The following is a 19,108-nucleotide window of genomic DNA, read 5'->3' as shown; positions in this document are numbered from 1 at the left end:
GCTTTGCGCAGGCCGAGATGAGCGTTGCAACTGAGAGCGCGCCGAGAATTAAGCTTATGTACCGGATGGACTGGCTCCATTTTTGAAATTGGGAAGCAAGGGTTTCCCTTCGGATTGCTTGGCTTCAATTTCATCACGACTCGCTTGGATACGCAAATAACGATCTGGAAATGTTGGATGGGACTTGGCGCGATTTATGCTTTTGGGGGAGACTTTCGCGAGCCGACGCCAGAAATCTTCAACGCCTTGTGTCGAATATCCCGCGCGCTTGAGATAATAAAGACCCACATAGTCCGCCTCACTCTCAAAGGGTCGTGTGTAGCGCGTCCCGCCAAAACTGAAGATAAAATTGCCCACAATCTTGCGGATGTGACCCATGGTATTGTGCCCCAACTCATGGCCGATGATGAGGGCCAATTCTTCATCACTCTCTACAAAATCCATCATCGCGGTCGTCATCGTGATGTTCCTGCCATCGGCATAGGCGTTGATTGCTCCGCTGCTGGACAGCTTTAGCGCATAATCGCAGACGGAAACGGGGTCGATAGCGACGGAAAGCGTTTCTGTTCCACGTCGAATATTTAGCGTATTGTCACGTAGGAACTCGCTCCAAGCTTCTGAATCCAGCTCAGCCGTTTGGCCGTCATCGTCTAAGATGATGTCACCGCGCTGGAGCCCTGACACATCTGCCGGGCTGCCTTTGGTTATGTGCAAAACGCGTTGAGTGTCATCTGCGCCTAGAACGCGACCTGCGGAGGACCGTAATCTTTTTGGGTAGGATTTCAGACTATGCATTTTCACGCCGATGGCGGGACGGGATTTTGGGCAGAGTTCCACATTTGCGGTCAATATAGGCCAGCCAACGCGAAGAAGGCGCTCTGACTTGTCTTCTATTTGGCGCAGGGCCGTTGTTTCTTGCATTTGTGTTTCTGCGGCTAAATCCGGTGCGCTAATCTCGGGCAGGCGCGTGTCCAGACCTGCGCAGCCGACCAAAGCCATGCAGATTGAACCGCACAGCAGGGTTCGAAAATCAAATTTGGGGCAACGGAGCATCATGGCCCATTCATGCACGGTTCCGTGACATGTGGTCAATGCGCCTTGCGTATCGCACGCAGCTGTCCCAAATAGCGCTTATGTTTATTCAAACCGAAGATACGCCGAATCCGGCGACGTTGAAATTCCTTCCTGGTAAAGAGGTTGTTGGCGCTGAAGGTCGCGTGCGCGAATATACGCGCGGTGACGACATTGCCGATGCGCCCATGGCCGAGATGTTGTTCATGATTCCTGACGTGCACCGCGTCTTTTTCGGGAATGATTATATTTCCGTGACGCGCGGCGAAGACGCGCAATGGAAACACCTGAAACCCGCCGTGCTTGGCGCGATCATGGATTTCTATGTCGCAGGTGGCACACCGCTCTTAGATCAGCTGCAAGCAGGCGAAGTTGAAGAGCGCGTCTATGAAGGTGAAACCCTCGAAATTGTTGAGCAAATTAAAGAGTTGATCGAATTGCGCGTACGGCCTGCTGTGGCGCAGGACGGTGGCGATATTGTTTTCAAACATTTCGATGATGCTGACGGTATGGTCTATCTGGAAATGCGCGGCGCCTGTGCGGGCTGCCCGTCTTCAACGATGACACTCAAACACGGTATCGAAAACCTGCTGAAACACTACGTTCCCGAAGTGAATGGCGTTGAACAGGCTGTGGCCTAAACGCCAATGTTGGTTCTTGGCCTCGATACGACGGGTCCTGACTGCTCTGTCTCCCTCGTGGATGATGCGATTATCTGCGCCCATATCAGCCGCAAGATTGGCCGTGGCCATGCCGAAGTCCTCGCAGGTATGGTGGCAGAAGTTTTTGATGTCGCGAATTTAAAGCCCGGTGATGTGGACCGCCTCGCCGTTTGTACGGGTCCAGGCAGTTTTACGGGTTTGCGGGTCGCACTCTCTTTTGCGCTAGGGTTTGCGCTACCGCGCGGTTTGCCTGTGGTCGGAATCGACGCCTTAGAACTGACGGCGAGAGGCCTTGACCCCGAAGCCACCCGACGTGTTGCCGTGCAACAAGACGTCCGCCGGGGCGAGTTTTTCTATGGGCTTTATGAAAACGGATCGCCCAAATCTCCACCGCGCGCCATGCTCAAAGAAATGTTGGCGCAGACCCAAGCCGACCAAAACATTCAAATCGTTCATGATGCTAAAGTCGATACCCGTATCCTCGCATGGCTGGCAATAGACCGCGACCCCGAAGACTTCCCCGCTGAACCGCTTTATTCGCGCGGTCCTGATGCGAAACTCCCCGGCGGAAAATCGCTTTGATGACTTTGCGGCGTCTAGGCGCTCAAGACGCGCGCGACATGGCCACCATTCACGCGCAGAGTTTTGCCCCACCCCACGGGAGCGGAGGATGGGATGCTTTGGAAATGGCGACGCATTGCCAGAAAGATCTTTGCTTCGGATTGGATAGTGAAGACGATCTAGCGGCTTTCATCATTCTCTCCGTTGTTATGGACCAAGCTGAGATTTTGACAATTGCCACCGCGCCGTCTGCCCGTCGCACAGGGTTGGGCCGCGCTTTATTGGACCTTGCGATCTCAGAGCTAGAAGCGCGTGGCGTAACGGATCTGTTCTTAGAGGTCGCCGAAGACAACGCGCCCGCGATCGCGCTCTACCGCAGCACAGGATTTATCCCGATGGGGCGACGTCCGGGATATTATCGCCGCGCGGGTGGACGGGTCGCGGCGCTGACGCTCTCCCGAAAACTCACAGGCTCTGGATGAAACCTATCGTCCGAAGGCGCTAGACGGCGGGGCTCTCTCACCCTATTAACCCTTATGACCAGTATTCTTGAAACTCGATGTATTGAACGCGGCCTCCGCATGACGGAACAACGGCGCATTATTGCCAAAGTCCTCTCCGAAGCCACAGACCACCCTGATGCCGAGGAAGTTTACACCCGTGCCAGCCAGCATGATCCGAAAATTTCACTCGCAACAGTTTACCGCACCGTGCGCTTGTTTGACGAAGCCGGTATCATCGAAACCCATGATTTCCGCGATGGTCGGGCGCGCTATGAACTCGCCGAAGGCGAACATCACGATCACCTGATTGATGTCCATTCGGGTGACGTCATCGAATTCGTCAATGAAGAGATCGAAGAGCTACAAAAGAAAATCGCGGAAAAACTCGGCTATGAACTCGTCGATCACCGCATGGAGCTCTACGGGCGTAAGATCAAAACCTAAGCCCGGACGCCAACCGGCCGTTGACATCATGTTCTCCCGTAATCTCATCGACCCAGACGTGGCCGAATGGCAATTTGATGGCTTTGCGTGGCTGATTGATAATTTCGAAACGAAGCCTGCGCTCGCCGACAGCCCGTTAATTCTGCCGACCCCAGACTTCTTTCCAGAAATTGACGCGCTTTCCCCAACGCAAGCCGACCATATTTTCCGTTTAGTCAAAGCCCAATGTGGGTTCAACGAAGGCGATATCTTTGAGCTTGAGGGTAAATCAGGCCGCCCCGATGCGTCGCTCGGCGGTTTGGCGATGGTCGAAACAACGGGCGACACGGCCTGTGGCACCTATCAGCTTATTCCTTCGAAAGTTGGAAATCCGCGCGAGATTATTCGATATGATCTGGGCCTAGAGAACAAGCCCGCGCAATTGATCGCAACTTTTGCGCATGAACTGTCTCACGCGCTGCATACGCGGGCGAAAGCGCAATTGGAAATCGAGCCAGAGCTTTATGAGCTGTTCACCGACCTCACGGCGATCTTCCTCGGCTATGGTGTTTTCCTCGCCAATACGCGGTTCGAATTTTCGCAATTCACGAATGCCGATACGCAAGGCTGGCAAGCCCAAGGCGCAGGTTACCTCCCCGAAGCCGACATGGTCTTCGCCACCGCGTTATTTATGCGGATTAAAAATATGCCAAAGGAAACGGCCACGCCGCATCTAAAACCGCGCTTGCGGAAAATGTTGAAAAAAGCCTGGCGGCAGCTAGATAAAAATATGGATGAGGTAGAGGCGTTGCGGGTTAGAGTGCCATTGGCGGATTAGGGGTTTCGTGTGTATCGTCTGACATAATCATCAAGATGAACTCCGCATTCAGGGCGACTGAGTTTGAAGGCTTTCCCTAAGAATTCCTCTTCATCAAAAGCATTTTTTATATCCATGAAACACATGTCGCGAGGTGGTGTCTCTTCACCAGTCTTGAAATATGTTTTCCATTGCTCATTCGTGTATCCACCATCCGAACAGATATTGGACTGCAAATCACCCGATATATTTCTATGGACGACAATTAAAGAAATTTGGCTTCTCGGAAAACTAGCTGCGCATGTTGAGCCGCGATGAATTTGTATAGTTTCGTATTCCGATGATTCACCTACATAAGTTTTCCAGATCTTGAGGCGATTGGGATAAATTCCACTATTCCATTCGCTTTGGAACCCACCGCCTACTGGAGAAGCCAAAACTACAACCGCGCCTTCTGTCACGATTTCAGACATGGAGCGATCTTCCGAGCAACTACAGGCCCACGCCAAAGTTGGGTGAAGCAGAAAAATGATGAAGAGTGCGATAAAGCGCATTTTATTCCTTCTCAATAAAGGCGGCCTTGTGCAGATCATTATGGTTACGGATCAGGTTGAAGCGTTGCGGGTTAGAGTGCCGTTCGGAGTTCAAGACGCTTCTTTTTTATAAATGCAACGTAATCATCACGCCGTTGCTTTTCTGCTTCCTCACTAAGATACTCACAATTATCCTCAAGCGATATACCGTCATCCTTTTGCTGCTCACACTTCCAAAAACTTGGCACATAGGTATCTTCACCCGTTTCGAGGTATTTAATGAGTGTGGTCGGGTCGATAGAATTCATCGTGCAGGAATTAGTGGCCAAATATTCTTGTGAGTTACCTGAATCATACGCGATGATTAAATCCGAACGACCTAAGGTCGGATAGATACCACAAGCCGCGCCGTCGTTCCTATGTCGAACGGATATTGTTGTTTCAGAGATACGTGAAAATCCGTCCAAGACCTCAAATTGAGTTTCGACATTTCCGCTTGATGGCCTTCCACTTTGGTCGCTTAGCCAGGTGCTCTGCACGGGCCGCGCCCAAACGACAGTTTTGCCTTCCGCAAATTTACTAACCCAACCGCCTGCTTGTGAACATGAGCAGGCATAGCTTACGCTAGAAAAAGCGAAGGTGAGGAGGGTGATCAAAATTGCGGTATTTGATTTCATAATTATTTTCCAATTACTTTACGGGCGCGGGGAATAACGGAATTCTGTATTATATTGGGGGATATATTGCTCGCAGACCTCTGCGTTATCCAGCTGAAAGCTACCAACAAAGATTTCGGCGTGATAGGCCATGTTGATTTTTTGATAGCAGAGTTCACGTTCGACAGGCCAGTTACACTGAAAGCTCTCCTCTTTCAGCTTTTGAATTTCTGTTCGTCGCGTTCGTTCGGCAATATTAACGATTTCGCCATGAGAGGAGCGTTCGAGATACCACTCTCCGCGGCAATGGGTACGCTTTAGATCCAAAACATGTTGTCCTTCGAAGAGCTCGAAATCGCGATGGGCGTGCCGGACCTTCATTGTTTTTGGTTCCGTCGTTGCGCGAAACTCACCGATTCCGAAAACACTATCGATCTGAAGCAGGCTGTATTTCACATCGCCTTCCGCGTGACGTTCCACACTCACGACTTCGGCGATAACGCGCTTATTGGGGGTTAAATCACAAACAGGCGGACTCATTGAATTGATCTGCGCAAAGCTGATTTGCGGAACGTAGACTAAAAGACAAAGTGGCAGGATCGCTTTCATATTGTTATATAATCACATTAAGCAAGCTCTGTCTAGATCACCTTGCCCAAACGTCTCCGCGCGCCTATAGGCCCGCCAACACATATTGGAGCTTATTATGTCACCCCACGAAAAAAACGTGGCACGTGACGTCGACACCCCTGCGATCATCGCAGCCAAACCCGACGTTATTGCGCCCGCAAATACCAAAAAAGTTTTCATCAAAACCTATGGCTGTCAAATGAATGTCTATGACAGTGAACGGATGGCCGATGTCTTGGCCCCGATTGGCTATGCCCCTGTCGACACGCCCGACCACGCGGACTTGGTTATTCTCAACACCTGCCACATCAGAGAAAAAGCCGCCGAGAAAGTCTATTCAGAGCTAGGCCGCATTCGTAAACACAAAGAGCAAAACAAACCTGATATGAAAGTCGCGGTCGCGGGCTGTGTTGCCCAAGCCGAGGGCGCCGAAATCATGCGTCGTGCCCCCGTCGTCGATATGGTTTTGGGGCCGCAGACCTATCACAAACTCCCGGAAATGATTGCGAAAGTTCACCGCAGTTCTGGCGAAGTTTTGGAAACAGAATTCGACACGATTGAGAAATTTGATCAATTGCCAAAACACCGCAGCGTCAAAGGGTTCTCGGCGTTCCTCACCGTTCAAGAAGGCTGCGATAAATTCTGCACCTTCTGCGTTGTGCCCTATACGCGCGGCGCAGAAGTCAGCCGAAATGTGCAACAAATCGTCGACGAAGCCCGTGGCCTCGCGGCGCAGGGCGTGCGTGAAATCACGCTCATTGGGCAGAACGTAAATGCCTATATAGCTGAAGGTCCCGATGGGACGCAGTGGGGCCTCGGACAGCTTATCCGTCACGTCGCCTTGATTGGTGGGATTGACCGTATTCGGTTCACGACCTCGCACCCGCGCGATATGGATGACGAACTGATCCGCGTGATTGGCGAAGAACCGAAACTCATGCCTTATCTGCATTTGCCGATCCAATCGGGCAGTAATAAAATCCTGCGCGCGATGAACCGCGATCACACCTATGATCACTATAAACAGCTGATCGCCAAAATCCGCACCGCCCGTCCAGAGATCGCGCTCTCAGGTGATTTCATCGTCGGCTTCCCGGGTGAAACCGAACTGGATTTCGAAGAGACGATGCGCTGCGTCGAAGAAATCGGTTACGCCAGTAGCTTTAGTTTCAAATACTCCATCCGTCCCGGCACACCCGGCGCGTCCATGCACCGCCAAGTGGATGAAGACGTAAAACAGGATCGTCTCGTGCGCCTGCAAGAGCTGCTCTACACCCAACAAGAAGCCCATAATAAATCCCTCATTGGGAAAACGCTTTCGGTCTTAGTCGAAGGCGCGGGCCGCAAAGGCGGGCAACTCTTCGGTCGCTCACCCTATCTAACAGGCACACATTTCGACGGCCCAGAAAATTTGATAGGGCAGATTGTGGATGTGACGATTACGGAAGCGGGGCGGAATAGCTTGGTTGGGGTTTTGGCGCGGTAAACGGAGGCGGAGCTATTCACTCCAAACAGGTTGCGATCACCCAAACCGATAATATGCACGCCCTGTTCTATGGACGAAAATTATTGATGGGGGCCGTTAGTGCTGCTTCCGTAATATTTTTCTCGACAAACATACTCTTCTTTGTGGCGGGTGTCCGAAGTCTATGGCCGCTACTCATCTTTGCAGCACAGTTCTCTATTATAGTCTTTGTCGGAATTTGTTTTGTTGTCATTGTTGCGACGCTTGCGGGGCACGCAAGGCTCAAGCCTGACTCTTGGACCTTCACGCCTGAGGGTGCGACTTTGCGCGATAAAACTGGACGTGTCGTTGAAATGCGTTGGGAACAGATACGTCGTATTCGGTTTTTGCGGAAAGGCATTGTAGTGGAAGGCCGACCCAACGGGTACAGATGGATACCCAGTCGTGCGTTTTCTCCCCAACAGACCCAGAAATTAAAAGCATATTCACGCGGTAGATTGTCTAGGTCGATGTTGATAACCCCGAAATAATAGACCCTTCAAGTTTAACTCAACTTAACCGTTCTGCTCTAACCAATCCCTATGGAAAAACCCTGGTGCGAGAATATTCAAGTCGTCCATGATACAGCGGTGTTGTGGCCGTCTGCGATTACACTTTCATTTATTTTGGCTGCCCTCGGCGTGTTTTTTACTTATCAATCCTTGCAGGATGGCGACGCAACAATTCAATGGCTCTACGGGCCAATCCTGTTACTTTTCGCTATTCTTCATTTTGACGGCGTCAATACGGACCGCGCTGACATGCAAGCCCTCTCTCGGGATGATGGAAAGGTTGTGATGATTGGCAATGTCTCGCGTCAACAGATCGAATTCGGATCGATAGGCTCTAACGCTAATTCTCGTCAGTTAGATGTAAAACCTTGGACGTTTTGGCACTTCCCCCCACATCATAGAGAGGCAATCTGGTTCCATGTCGGAAAGGTACGGATCAAAACAAATGCGGGCTTACTCACGGTGAAGGGGGGAAACAGATGCAATGGTTTTCGTTGTGGCATGACCGTGGGTGACCGCATACGTGTTTCGACCCATCAAAGCCTATATGTTAAGCCGAGACTCAAACCAGGCCAGACAGGTTATTTCGAACCCTATTATTCCGAAGCTATGAAAATAGAGCGATGCGATGATTAGGTGCGTTTTCATGTTCGGCACGACCGATTATACACGTGAAGATTTTAGAAGCGGGGCGGAATAGTTTGGTTGGGGTTTTGGCTTAGGTTTGAATTGTTATATCAGGTTTGAACTTTACCCATTTTTCAAACCTGTTGCATACTAACTCAGGCATGATCAAAGTCGAAAATCTCTACAGTGCATTTTCAAATGTACCCCGCCCCACTCAAATTCCAGGTTGTCGTGCTGGGTGCTGTTTGACAGAGGGTGAAGTCGGTACACTTCTGAGAAAAAACTTGCACGAGCTCTCTGATGGTCTCTTATCAACATATCTTTGGCATGCCTTTCATCTCGATAAGGACGACTGTGACTTTAAATACTTCATACCCAGAATTCTGGACCTAAAGTTACAGGGTACGAAATCTAAAGATGAAGGTATTTGCGTAAATTTGGACACGCATATTATAGGTGTTCGCCTCGGCACATCGAATTTTACAAATTGGTCGAGCGTGCAATTTAAATCTGTCGACGACCTGATATTTGAGATTGTTACGACCTTAGCCTCTTATGGTGATTATTCCGAAATCGGTGATTGGTTATGCGCGATCTCTTTCACCGATATGGATAAGGTGCGTTATTTGGACTTAATAGATTCCCTTCCTGAAATGACGATAAAGCACATTTTTAGTTGCTCATGGAAACATATTCGAAGAGAAGGGCGCGTCAGGGGGCCCTATTGGGATGATGTTCCAATTGAAACCTCTAAACTGGTTTTAGACTGGCTGATAGCCAAAGAGAGCGAGCATACATTTTTCAAAGCTAGCCGTCCTAACCGAAATCGAGCGCGTGGCAAAGCTGGTCGAAAACGAGGGTTAAGATAGTTTTTTGATTGCTAAATATGGTTTTCAAATCAGCCTTCCCTTGCCGCGCCAAATCGCGCGACTAATTCCACAATCACAACCGCCAGTCCGTGGCCTGCCATGCCGACGGTCATCCAGATCGCGGGGACCGTCATATTATCGCCGCCCGGACCATCGGACAGGCTGATGCCTGCAAAGACGATCAACACAAACGCCCAACTAGCGGCAACAATAAAGAACGAGAGGTGAAGCGCAGATTTCGATTTTTCGATCTTTTGCTTCGCCGCTTCCGCCGCAATATCTTCGGGGGCAAAGGTCAGCGCCGCTGCGTCGACATTATAGGCCGCCGCCAAAGCCGTGATGGATTCACGTGACGCGTTGCCGCCATTTTCGATGCGTTGAACCGTCCGCAGCGCGATGCCTGACAGGTCCGCGAGGTGCTCTTGCGACCAAAACCGTTCTTCGCGCCAGCGCTTTAATTTCTCTGTATCAATATCCATTGTTCGACAGCCTTTCACATTTTTGCCTGCCCACAGCATATCGCTGCGCGGCAGACAGACAAGGAAAGCAGGGCGTCAGTCCTATGACATTGACCCGCCACCTCGCTGACAGCGGGGCGACAGCCGGGGTTTCTACTGACCCGGCAGTGTGTAGGCCATTGGCGCGCCTGGTCCCAAATCAAAGCCGAGATAAGCCCAAGCCACGACGAGGATGACGCCCGTGATCAGCATCCAAATCGAATAGGGAATCATCATAGCGGTGAGGCTACCGAGACCAAAATCCTTCTGCCAGCGGCGGGCAAAGACAAGGATCAGCGGGAAGTAGACCATCAATGGCGTAATGATATTGGTTGCACCGTCACCCACGCGATACACGGCCGTCGCGCCGTCAGGACTAATCCCGAGCAACATCAGCATTGGCACCATGATAGGCGCGAGTAACGCCCATTTCGCAGACGCACTGCCAACAAATAGGTTGATGAGCGCGGAGAAGATCACGATCAATCCCAGCAAAATCGGCAATGGCAATCCACTGGACTCAATGGCGTTGGCCCCATGCACCGCCGAAATCAGCCCTAAGTTTGACCAGCTAAACATGGCAACAAAATGTGCGGCGGCAAATGCAAGGACGAGATAATACCCCATGTCCTTCATGGCCTCACTCATCATATTAACGAGGTCGCGGTGATCTTTGATCGTGCCCGCTGCTTTGCCATAAGCCCAACCTGAGGCGAGGAATAGAACAAGAAATCCTGCGACCAGTGATTTGAAGAAATCCGAGTAGTTCGCAACAGAGCTACACTCACCTGCGGCCGCCAAGTCTGTCGGACAGGCGGCTTCATTAATCAGCGGCGTGCCCGGACCGAAAGTCATAAAGAGCCACATCGCAACAACACCGATTACGGCAAGCCCCGCCATGCGGAGGCCTTTTCTTTGCTTGTCCGTGAGGGGCTTATCTTCTTCGGCATAGCTCGCATTTTCACCGTCAGCGACCCATTTGCCGAGACGTGGTTCGATGATTTTATCCGTCACGTACCAGATCAGCGGTAGATAAATCACGAGAAGTGCCATGATGAAATAGGTGTTGCCCGCGATATTGGCGTCGTAGCCCGCGACAAGAATCTCACCCGCTTCTTCGGTAATTCCGTAAAGCAATGCATCCAGTTGGCCCGGCGCAACATTGGCTGAAAACCCGCCAGAGACGCCCGCAAACGCTGCTGCGATGCCCGCCAATGGATGGCGTCCTGCGCTGGCGAATAAAACGCCCGCCAATGGGATAAGGACCACATAGGCTGCATCCGCGGCGTGATTGCCAACCATCGCGACGAGCGCAACGACGGGTGTGAGTAAAAATAAAGGCGCTTTTCTGACCGCGGCCCGCATAGCGCTAGCAAAGAGACCAGAGCGCTCTGCGACACCCGCACCCAGCATCACGACGAGGACATAACCGAGTGGATGAAAATGGGTGAAGGTTTTGGGCATCTCGACCCAAAGGCGCGCGATGTTTTCTCCTGAGAGCAAGCTCATCCCAGGAATAACGCCATCCGCACCGATACTAAAACGGTTCTTCTGGCTTTCGGGCATTCCACCCAACACTTGGTCACTTAATGTCGCCGACCCGCCCGTCATGGCAACAATGACAGAAATCACGATCAAGATGATAATCAGATAGAAAAACAAGAAAACAGGATCAGGCAATTTGTTACCTGTCCGTTCAACCCAACCCAGAAACCCTTTCGCAGGGTCTTTGGCGGGCGTGGCGGCGGGTTCGGGTGTTTTGGGGTCGGCCATGTCTATCTCTCAAATGTGAAAGGAGTAGCGTCTTGCCTAAATTGGAGTGGGCAATGAAGGCAAGGGTTAAGTGCGTTTTTGACATGATACGCGTTGACGTCAACGTGCACGTTTCGCAGAGTAACGTTATGAGCGAGTTGATTGTATCATAGGCTTGCCCCTGCTCATCGATTTTGGTCGGCTTCCAGTTTGGCCGAAGGTGAAAATAAAAGAATACATGGAGAGCATATGATTGGGTGGATGATCAGAGCTGGAACCAAAGGAGTCCTTTTCGATAAATTTGTTGATGAAGGAATAGCCTCTATCGGCTGGAGAGACTTAGGGGCAATCTTGCCAGAAGACACGGTTGAAACCCTTCGAGAGAAAGTGGCAAAACAGTGGCCAGATTGGCACCCAAACCGAGTCATTATGTCCGCTGGACAACTTCATCGGTTTGCCAAGGTTATCCAGACCAATGACTACATCGTTACGTATGATCCGTCGCAACGCATTTATAAAATCGGAAAATCAAAAGGAGGCTATCGTTTCAATGATAGTTTTGAGCATGACGATCATGGAAATATAATTTCAGTAGACTGGACATTGGAAGTCGCCCGTGACGATTTACTACCTCGAACAAAAAATTCCTTGGGTGCGATCAGCACACTTTTCAAGATCCCTGATCACGCAATGCGCGACTTGCTTGATACATCAGCTGGCGAGCCTCCTGTAGGTAAATCGGTCGAGCCGCGAGACAATGAGAATGATACGGAAGATGACATCGCATTTACTCTTGAAGCCATCGAAACTCGTGCTGCTGATATCATTGCAGATAAGTTGGTACGGTTAAGTTGGGAAGATATGCAGGAAGTCGTAGCAGGCGTATTACGCGGCATGGGTTACAAGACGGATGTCAGCCCAAAAGGTCCTGACAGAGGAAAAGATATCATCGCATCTCCAGATGGGCTCGGCTTTAGCGACCCAAGAATAATTGTCGAAGTAAAACACCGAGCCAGTACATCTATGGGTGCATCAGAAATCCGCGCATTTTTGGGGGGGCGCCAAGACGGAGACAAATGCCTCTACGTCAGCACAGGGGGTTTTACTAAGGAAGCGAGGTATGAAGCAGAACGATCCAGATACCCTCTAAAACTACTCACGCTTTCTGAATTAACGGAATTGATTTTGGCAGATTACGAAGCTTTGGACGCAAAAACGAGGGAGCTTATACCACTGACGAGAATCTATTGGCCGAATTAGTGGGTTTTGAGGTCATCATTCCTCGCAATCCACTCCAACACCGCCTATCTATCGTCCATGAGCAAACAGACTGAAATATTTGAATTTGATGATGTCGATTTGGTGCGGCGTTTGTGTGGGTCCAACCATGCGAACTTGGCCCTGATCGAAGATGCCTTTGGTGTTTATATCGAAGCCCCCGGGTCCGCCGTCCATATTAATGGCGATGGTCCGTCCGTGGCGCGTGCGGGTGAGTTGGTCAAAGAAATCTACCAACGCCTGGAGCGCGGCTGGCCTTGCGGACCGTCCGATATTCGCGCCCTGATCCGCGCGATGGGCAAAGGTAAAGTCAAAGCCGCGACGACAGATGCGATCATCCCATTTCCGCGCCGCAGTCCGATTGTTCCAAAGACTCCGCGTCAGGAAAAATTCATTCACGCGATGCGCGAACAAACCATCACATTCGGTGTCGGTCCCGCAGGTACAGGCAAAACATTTTTGGCAACAGCCTATGGCGCGTCACTTTTGGCACGTGGCGAAATAACAAAATTTATCGCCTGTCGTCCTGCGGTAGAAGCGGGCGAAAGGCTCGGCTTTCTGCCCGGTGATCTAAACGAAAAGGTCGACCCCTACATGCAACCCATTTGGGACGCTCTGCATATGGTGCTGGGCAAGGATGAAGTCGATCGCCGACGCGCGACGGGGGATATCGAAATCGCACCGCTGGCCTTTATGCGCGGGCGAACTCTGTCTGATGCTTTCGTGGTCATTGACGAAGCGCAAAACGCGACAATTCCGCAAATGAAAATGGTGCTGACGCGATTGGGTGAACGCGCCAAATATGCGGTGACAGGTGATCCGACGCAGACCGATTTACCGCGTGGGCAGACTTCTGGTTTGGCACATGCGCTCGGTATTCTTGAGGGTATTAAAGGCATTGAACAGATTAAATTCCTCGCCAGTGATGTCGTCCGTCATCCGCTGGTCGGGAAAATTGTCAACGCCTATGAAAAAGGACCGAAGGACTAGCTGAATTCTCCCTGAGGTCCGTCGTTTTAAAGCCGTCTTCGTGAACTTAATCCCTGTACGCCACACTTCCCCATCGCCGTGGAACCTTGTAAGCGCCCGCCCATGAACGCGTCTATCGACATTGCTATTCAATCCGAGGGCTGGCCTGCGTGTGAAGGCTTGATTGCGCGCGCGGTTGAGGCGGTGTCAGATCAGTTTGAGGCCCCGCGTATCGGCGAGCTTTCCGTTGTGTTGTCGGATGATGCGCAGGTGCGGGTTCTAAACCGCGACTATCGCGGCAAAGACGCCTCAACAAATGTACTCTCTTTCCCGCAAGATGGCATGTTACTGGGCGACATTGTTCTTGCGCATGAAACTCTGCTGCGCGAAGCGGCTGGAAAAGCCGTTTCATTTGAGGCGCATTTTACGCATTTGCTGATTCACGGATGGCTGCATCTGCAAGGCTTTGATCATCTGACGGATGATACGGCCGCAGAGATGGAATCCATTGAAATCGCGGCACTGGCCACGCTTGGCATTGACAACCCCTATCAGGTAAACGACGAATAATTTTATTATGACCGAAGAAAGCCCATTACAGGCACCCCCCAAGCGTCGCCTTCGCGACCTCCTGAAACGTCAAGCGCCGCATGTCGCGGTCACACCACATGCCTCTGACCTCTCCGAAAAACGGATGGTCACAGCCGCAGAGCGGTTCCACCGCTTGCGCGTTGATGATGTCATGGTGCCGCGCGCCGACATTGTCGCTGTTGAAAGCTCCTGCAAGCTGAAAGATTTATCCGATGCCTTTAAGGCCGCGGGTCACTCGCGCTTGCCTGTTTATAAAGAAACCCTCGATGAGCCAACAGGCATGGTCCATATCAAGGATTTGCTGCCTTACCTGTTGTTGGATGCAAAGGGTCGCACGAATAAGACCTATCCTGACAAAAAAGTGCTACAATATATTAAGCGCGAAGTGCTCTTCGTCCCGCCCTCCATGTTGGCGCAGGATCTGCTGCGCAAGATGCAGGGGCGTCGGATTCATATGGCGATTGTCGTCGATGAATATGGCGGAACCGATGGCATTGTTACAATCGAAGATCTGATCGAGACGATTGTTGGCGACATTGATGATGAACATGACGAAGTCGAGCCCGAAGTCCAAATCGTGACGGGCACAAGCGGGCGTTCTATCTGGGAAGCCGATGCGCGTATTCACATTGATGATTTCGAAAAAGCCCTCGGTCGGGATTTCGCAACCCCAGACGAAGAAGATGGCGTCGACACACTTGGCGGATTGATCTTTACTTTGGCGGGTCGCGTACCTGAACGCGGTGAAATTATAAAGCATGCGTCAGGTCTGGAATTTGAGGTCATGGATGCTGATACGCGGCGCGTGAAACGCCTGCGAATATCGGACGCTAAGCGTAAACCCGTCACGGATGTGAAGCCGGGTAAAAAAGCCTCAGGCAAAGACGAAGCCCCGGTGCTGAAGCCAGAAAAGCCTAGCGACGCGCCCGCAACGCCTGCGCCCACGGGCCAGTAGAGGCAGGTTGTCCATGCACGTTCCCCTTATACTGCGTTCGCAAGGGTGGACTGGACGAGCTCTCGGCCTTATTTTAGGGGCCATCGCGGTTTTAGGTCACGCGCCATTTCACTTTTGGCCAGTAACCATCGCCTCTTTCGCTATTCTTTTTGCAAGACTGCAATGGGTGGCTGAAACTAAACGGCCCGGCCGTCAGGGTTTCTCGGTCGCACTGTGGTGGGCTGTCGGATATTTTGCGGCGGGCACATTTTGGGTTGGTTCTGCCTTCATCGAACGCGGGCCGGAATTTATCCCACTGATGCCCTTTATGGTGGCGGGCCTCGCGTTTCTCCTCGCGTTTTTTTGGGCCCTCGCGGGTGCGTTTTTCGCGCGCGCGCGCCTCTCGGGTGTCTTGGCGGTCCTGACCTTTACAGCGGCATTCACCTTGGCCGAAATCGCCAGAGGAAACGCGTTTGGTGGATTTCCGTGGAACTTGCCGGCCTATATATTTGAGGCGGGATCACGTCCGTCACAAGTGGCGCGCTGGATCGGCGCCTATGGCCTTTCGGCCTTGGTCCTATTTGTAAGTGCGGCTCTGGGGCAGGCAGTTTTTTGGCGTAAACGCATTTGGCCTTTTGCCGTCGCCGTCCTTCCGCTCGTGGCGATTTTTGGGATCGGCCATGTTCGCCTGGCCAACGCCCAGCTTGAATTTCACGACGACGTTAACTTGCGGATCGTTTCCGTCCCGTTCAAACAATCTGAGATGATGTCGCCCGACACGGCCATTGGTATCACCAACCAATTTATTCGCGCTAGCATATCGCCTGGCATCAAAGATGTGACCCATGTGATTTGGCCCGAAGGCGCGGTACGCGGTTTTGGCGGGCCTGCGATGGATGACCCAGATCTGTTGAATGCAATGGGGTCGCTGCTTTCGGATGGGGATTCAACGCCGCCTGTGTGGTTGATGAACTCGCTTCAGACCGAAATGGAGCAAGGCCGTCTGCGATATTATAATGCGTCAGTTGCGATTACATTTGATGAAAACGGTGTCCCTGCTGTCGCGGGATCCAATCGGAAGCGTAAGCTCGTCGCGTTTGGCGAACACATTCCGCTCATGGATTGGTTCGAAGACGTACAATTCCCGCTGATCTCGACAAATTTGGCGTCCATTTCTCCGGCTAAAACAAAGACGCTGATCGACTTTCCTGGCCTTCCGCGCGTCTCTCCGCAGCTGTGCTATGAAGTCGCCTTTCCCGGTTTGACGCCTACCGATGAAAAAAATCCTGCCCAATTTATTCTGAACCAATCCAATGATGCATGGTTCGGCCGCAGCGCTGGCCCAGCCCAACACGCCAATATTGCGCGGTACCGCGCCATTGAAACGGGGCTCCCCATCGTGCGGGCCGCGTCGAATGGTATCAGTGGTGTTTTTGATCCTTACGGACGAATTCACGGTAGAGTTGTGTTTCCCGAGGTGTCCTATATTGACACAACCCTAATTAAACCTCTGAAATTTAACAGCAAAATTAAGCTTATTGAGATATTGCTGCTCTTGATAAGTTTATCAACATGCGTCATAAGTTCGCCCATTGGTAGACGCGGTGTGGGACTGCGGTACTAACTTAGAAACTAAATAGTATTGACGTTCGTCATTTTTGGTGGGGGCACCAAGACTTTTGTCATTTGGCACCGAACGTAGATGGGATGAATTATGACTGAAAAACTTGGGCCACGTTCACCGAATCCGGTGGACGTACACGTCGGCGCACGCGTGCGACTCCGCCGTAAAATCCTCCGCATGAGCCAGGAAAAGCTAGGTGAGCAATTGGGTGTTACTTTCCAGCAGGTTCAGAAATATGAGCGCGGCGCAAACCGCATCGGCGCATCGCGTCTTTGGAAGCTTTCAGAAGTCTTAGATGTGCCCGTTGGCTTCTTCTATGATGGCTTGTCGACAGAATATGGCGGTCAATCCGACAATCCAGCTCTCCTATCAGAGGGTCCAGACCAGTCCCCAATCGTGTATGATTTCATCAATTCGACAGATGGTGTTAGCCTCGCAAAAGCTGTGCTGAAGATTAAAAACAAAGCGGTCCGCCGCCAAATTTTAGAACTTGCTCGCTCTTTGGGTGGGTCTGAAGAAGAATAGCGCTTTATTGCGCTGCTTACTCGCCCTATAGGCCCGTCACACTGTGAAATGGGCTGAATCTCTGATTTTGTCTGACGTGAAAATAGGCAAGGCATGAGTTTCGACCGCGAGTCAAATAAGTTTCGAACATTCGGGCGAGCCAAGGGTCGCCCGTTGTCGCCGCATGTCCAAGCGGTTTGGGATGAAACATTTCCTAAATTGAAATGGGACATCGACGCCCCCCTTTCTGATCTCGAGGCGAAAGATGAGCTTTGGCTCGAGATCGGATTTGGCGGTGCTGAACACTTGCTTTGGCAGGCTGAGGCCCATCCTGATATTCACCTGATCGGCGCAGAGCCTTTCATGAATGGTGTCGCGAAAGCTGTCCGTGGGGCCGCGGAAGCCAACCTCTCCAATCTCTCGCTGCATCATGGCGACGTGCGGGATGTCTTGTCCGCGCTGCCAGATCAATCTTTATCGCGTATCTTTATTCTTTTCCCTGATCCGTGGCCTAAATCCCGTCACAATAAACGTCGCCTGTTGCGAACGAAGTTCATTGGTGAACTTTACCGCGTTCTAAAACCAGGCGGCGAATTGCGTTTCGCCTCTGACATTATCCATTATGTTGATTGGACCCTTAGCCGCCTCAAACGCTTTTCTGGTGAAGACGGCGGAGGATGGGAGTTTACCCATGACGCCGTAAATCAATGGCGTGGGCGTGGCGACGATTGGCCCGGCACCCGCTATGAAGCCAAGGCGGGTCGTGAAGGTCGGCCTTGTCACTATTTTAAATTCCGAAAAACCGAAACAAACCCAAAGTAACACACCAAAATGAATTGGAACTGCCATGCGTCCGAATAACCGTGCTTTAGATCAACTCCGCGATGTCACATTTGAAACGGGCGCCAATGCTTATGCGGAAGGCTCCTGCCTCGTTAAATTTGGCGGCACCCATGTTTTATGCACCGCCAGTATCGACGAAGGCATCCCTCGCTGGTTGAAAGGCAAGGGACGAGGTTGGGTCACGGCGGAATATGGCATGCTTCCCCGCTCGACACATACACGCAACAGCCGTGAAGCAGCGCGCGGAAAACAAAGCGGTCGAACAATCGAAATCTCACGCCTAATCGGTCGCTCTTTGCGGGCCGTGATTGACCTCGAAAAATTGGGTGAACGCCAGATCATTATCGATTGCGATGTGATGCAAGCCGACGGTGGAACACGGACCGCCTCAATCTCCGGCGGTTGGGTCGCGCTTTGGCTGGCGTGTGAAAAACTCGTCGAAGCGGGAGACCTAACAGAAAATCCTGTATTCGCGAAAATGGCCGCCGTGTCTTGTGGTATCGTGGATGGCACATGCCGTCTCGATCTCGAATATACCGAAGACAGCGCCGCCCAAGCTGATGCGAATTTTGTGCTCACAGACGCAGGTGGAATCATTGAGGTTCAAGCCAGCGCCGAAGACACACCGTTTTCCGCCGATGAGATGGCTGAACTGACACGCCTCGCCGTAGAGGGCATCAGAGAGCTCTGCGCTCTTCAGCAAGCTGCCGTTAAATAAAATTACGCCCCCACCAACAGGCGGGGGCAA

Annotated in this window: 22 protein-coding genes; 16 read left to right on the top strand and 6 right to left on the bottom strand. The window is 51.6% G+C overall.

The window, feature by feature from the left end:
* Nucleotides 1–54: 54 nt before the first annotated feature.
* Nucleotides 55–1,056, bottom strand: coding sequence for a M48 family metallopeptidase (locus IE073_RS08020; RefSeq protein ID WP_189584032.1), 1,002 nt, complete (start codon nucleotides 1,054–1,056; stop codon nucleotides 55–57).
* A 77-nt stretch (nucleotides 1,057–1,133) separates the two neighbouring features.
* On the opposite strand from IE073_RS08020, the gene IE073_RS14295 reads away from it, so the two are divergent.
* Genes IE073_RS14295 through IE073_RS07995 form a run of 5 tightly spaced genes read left to right on the top strand, consistent with a single transcriptional unit; the run spans nucleotide 1,134 to nucleotide 4,058 of the window.
* Complete coding sequence (locus IE073_RS14295; RefSeq protein ID WP_189584029.1) at nucleotides 1,134–1,712, top strand: NifU family protein; 579 nt, start codon at nucleotides 1,134–1,136, stop codon at nucleotides 1,710–1,712.
* A gap of 6 nt (nucleotides 1,713–1,718) precedes the next feature.
* Nucleotides 1,719–2,315: a tRNA (adenosine(37)-N6)-threonylcarbamoyltransferase complex dimerization subunit type 1 TsaB gene (gene tsaB / locus IE073_RS08010; protein ID WP_189584026.1), complete on the top strand. Its 597-nt coding sequence runs from the start codon at nucleotides 1,719–1,721 to the stop codon at nucleotides 2,313–2,315.
* Between the two features lie 38 nt (nucleotides 2,316–2,353).
* Nucleotides 2,354–2,776 (top strand): GNAT family N-acetyltransferase, encoded by a 423-nt coding sequence (locus IE073_RS08005; RefSeq protein ID WP_189584023.1) that lies wholly within the window; start codon nucleotides 2,354–2,356, stop codon nucleotides 2,774–2,776.
* Nucleotides 2,777–2,830: 54 nt separating this feature from the next.
* Nucleotides 2,831–3,241: a Fur family transcriptional regulator gene (locus IE073_RS08000; RefSeq protein WP_189584020.1), complete on the top strand. Its 411-nt coding sequence runs from the start codon at nucleotides 2,831–2,833 to the stop codon at nucleotides 3,239–3,241.
* A complete protein-coding gene (locus IE073_RS07995; protein ID WP_189584017.1) occupies nucleotides 3,189–4,058 on the top strand; it encodes a hypothetical protein in 870 nt (289 codons plus the stop codon). The genes IE073_RS08000 and IE073_RS07995 overlap by 53 nt, the downstream gene beginning before the upstream one ends.
* Here the strand turns inward: IE073_RS07995 and IE073_RS07990 are convergent.
* From IE073_RS07990 to IE073_RS07980, 3 genes are all read right to left on the bottom strand, one after another.
* Nucleotides 4,055–4,510 (bottom strand): hypothetical protein, encoded by a 456-nt coding sequence (locus IE073_RS07990; RefSeq protein WP_189584014.1) that lies wholly within the window; start codon nucleotides 4,508–4,510, stop codon nucleotides 4,055–4,057. The genes IE073_RS07995 and IE073_RS07990 overlap by 4 nt on opposite strands.
* Nucleotides 4,511–4,662: 152 nt before the next feature.
* Entirely contained in the window at nucleotides 4,663–5,247 is a 585-nt protein-coding gene (locus tag IE073_RS07985; protein WP_189584012.1) for a hypothetical protein, read from the bottom strand.
* Nucleotides 5,248–5,265: 18 nt separating this feature from the next.
* On the bottom strand, nucleotides 5,266–5,835 hold the full coding sequence (locus IE073_RS07980; RefSeq protein ID WP_233349927.1) for a hypothetical protein: 570 nt from the start codon (nucleotides 5,833–5,835) through the stop codon (nucleotides 5,266–5,268).
* 97 nt (nucleotides 5,836–5,932) lie between these two features.
* Here IE073_RS07980 and miaB point away from each other — a divergent pair, with 97 nt between their 5' ends.
* The 3 genes from miaB to IE073_RS07965 all read left to right on the top strand — a co-directional run bounded on the left by miaB (nucleotide 5,933) and on the right by IE073_RS07965 (nucleotide 9,368).
* Complete coding sequence (gene miaB, locus IE073_RS07975) at nucleotides 5,933–7,342, top strand: tRNA (N6-isopentenyl adenosine(37)-C2)-methylthiotransferase MiaB (protein ID WP_189584006.1); 1,410 nt, start codon at nucleotides 5,933–5,935, stop codon at nucleotides 7,340–7,342.
* A gap of 560 nt (nucleotides 7,343–7,902) precedes the next feature.
* Nucleotides 7,903–8,508, top strand: coding sequence for a hypothetical protein (locus IE073_RS07970; protein ID WP_189584003.1), 606 nt, complete (start codon nucleotides 7,903–7,905; stop codon nucleotides 8,506–8,508).
* A gap of 152 nt (nucleotides 8,509–8,660) precedes the next feature.
* On the top strand, nucleotides 8,661–9,368 hold the full coding sequence (locus IE073_RS07965) for a hypothetical protein (RefSeq protein ID WP_189584000.1): 708 nt from the start codon (nucleotides 8,661–8,663) through the stop codon (nucleotides 9,366–9,368).
* 29 nt (nucleotides 9,369–9,397) lie between these two features.
* Here IE073_RS07965 and IE073_RS07960 read toward each other — a convergent pair whose 3' ends face one another.
* Both IE073_RS07960 and IE073_RS07955 read right to left on the bottom strand, forming a co-directional pair.
* Nucleotides 9,398–9,847, bottom strand: a complete 450-nt coding sequence (locus tag IE073_RS07960) for a helix-turn-helix transcriptional regulator (RefSeq protein WP_189583997.1) — start codon at nucleotides 9,845–9,847, stop codon at nucleotides 9,398–9,400.
* 132 nt (nucleotides 9,848–9,979) lie between these two features.
* The gene (locus tag IE073_RS07955; protein ID WP_189583994.1) at nucleotides 9,980–11,638 is read right to left on the bottom strand and encodes an AbgT family transporter; all 1,659 of its coding nucleotides are present in this window, start codon (nucleotides 11,636–11,638) and stop codon (nucleotides 9,980–9,982) included.
* Between the two features lie 228 nt (nucleotides 11,639–11,866).
* Here IE073_RS07955 and IE073_RS07950 point away from each other — a divergent pair, with 228 nt between their 5' ends.
* The 8 genes from IE073_RS07950 (at nucleotide 11,867) to rph (ending at nucleotide 19,078) form a co-directional block, all read left to right on the top strand.
* Nucleotides 11,867–12,877, top strand: a complete 1,011-nt coding sequence (locus tag IE073_RS07950; RefSeq protein WP_189583991.1) for a restriction endonuclease — start codon at nucleotides 11,867–11,869, stop codon at nucleotides 12,875–12,877.
* Nucleotides 12,878–12,934: 57 nt separating this feature from the next.
* Entirely contained in the window at nucleotides 12,935–13,885 is a 951-nt protein-coding gene (locus IE073_RS07945; protein ID WP_189583988.1) for a PhoH family protein, read from the top strand.
* A gap of 102 nt (nucleotides 13,886–13,987) precedes the next feature.
* Nucleotides 13,988–14,434 carry an rRNA maturation RNase YbeY gene (ybeY, locus tag IE073_RS07940; protein ID WP_189583985.1) on the top strand — a complete coding sequence of 149 codons (447 nt, stop codon included), beginning with the start codon at nucleotides 13,988–13,990 and terminating at the stop codon, nucleotides 14,432–14,434.
* Between the two features lie 7 nt (nucleotides 14,435–14,441).
* Nucleotides 14,442–15,410, top strand: a complete 969-nt coding sequence (locus tag IE073_RS07935) for a hemolysin family protein (protein ID WP_189583982.1) — start codon at nucleotides 14,442–14,444, stop codon at nucleotides 15,408–15,410.
* Between the two features lie 13 nt (nucleotides 15,411–15,423).
* Complete coding sequence (lnt, locus tag IE073_RS07930) at nucleotides 15,424–17,013, top strand: apolipoprotein N-acyltransferase (protein WP_233349925.1); 1,590 nt, start codon at nucleotides 15,424–15,426, stop codon at nucleotides 17,011–17,013.
* Nucleotides 17,014–17,103: 90 nt separating this feature from the next.
* Nucleotides 17,104–17,538, top strand: coding sequence for a helix-turn-helix domain-containing protein (locus IE073_RS07925; protein ID WP_189583976.1), 435 nt, complete (start codon nucleotides 17,104–17,106; stop codon nucleotides 17,536–17,538).
* A gap of 93 nt (nucleotides 17,539–17,631) precedes the next feature.
* Nucleotides 17,632–18,339: a tRNA (guanosine(46)-N7)-methyltransferase TrmB gene (gene trmB / locus IE073_RS07920; protein ID WP_189583974.1), complete on the top strand. Its 708-nt coding sequence runs from the start codon at nucleotides 17,632–17,634 to the stop codon at nucleotides 18,337–18,339.
* 25 nt (nucleotides 18,340–18,364) lie between these two features.
* Nucleotides 18,365–19,078 carry a ribonuclease PH gene (gene rph / locus IE073_RS07915; RefSeq protein WP_189583971.1) on the top strand — a complete coding sequence of 238 codons (714 nt, stop codon included), beginning with the start codon at nucleotides 18,365–18,367 and terminating at the stop codon, nucleotides 19,076–19,078.
* Nucleotides 19,079–19,108 lie beyond the last annotated feature (30 nt).

It is taken from the genome of Litorimonas cladophorae (assembly GCF_014652455.1).
In the GTDB taxonomy this organism is placed as follows: domain Bacteria; phylum Pseudomonadota; class Alphaproteobacteria; order Caulobacterales; family Maricaulaceae; genus Litorimonas; species Litorimonas cladophorae.
The sequence above is the reverse complement of the archived record's forward strand: the minus strand, read 5'-3'. Positions and strand labels throughout refer to the sequence as shown.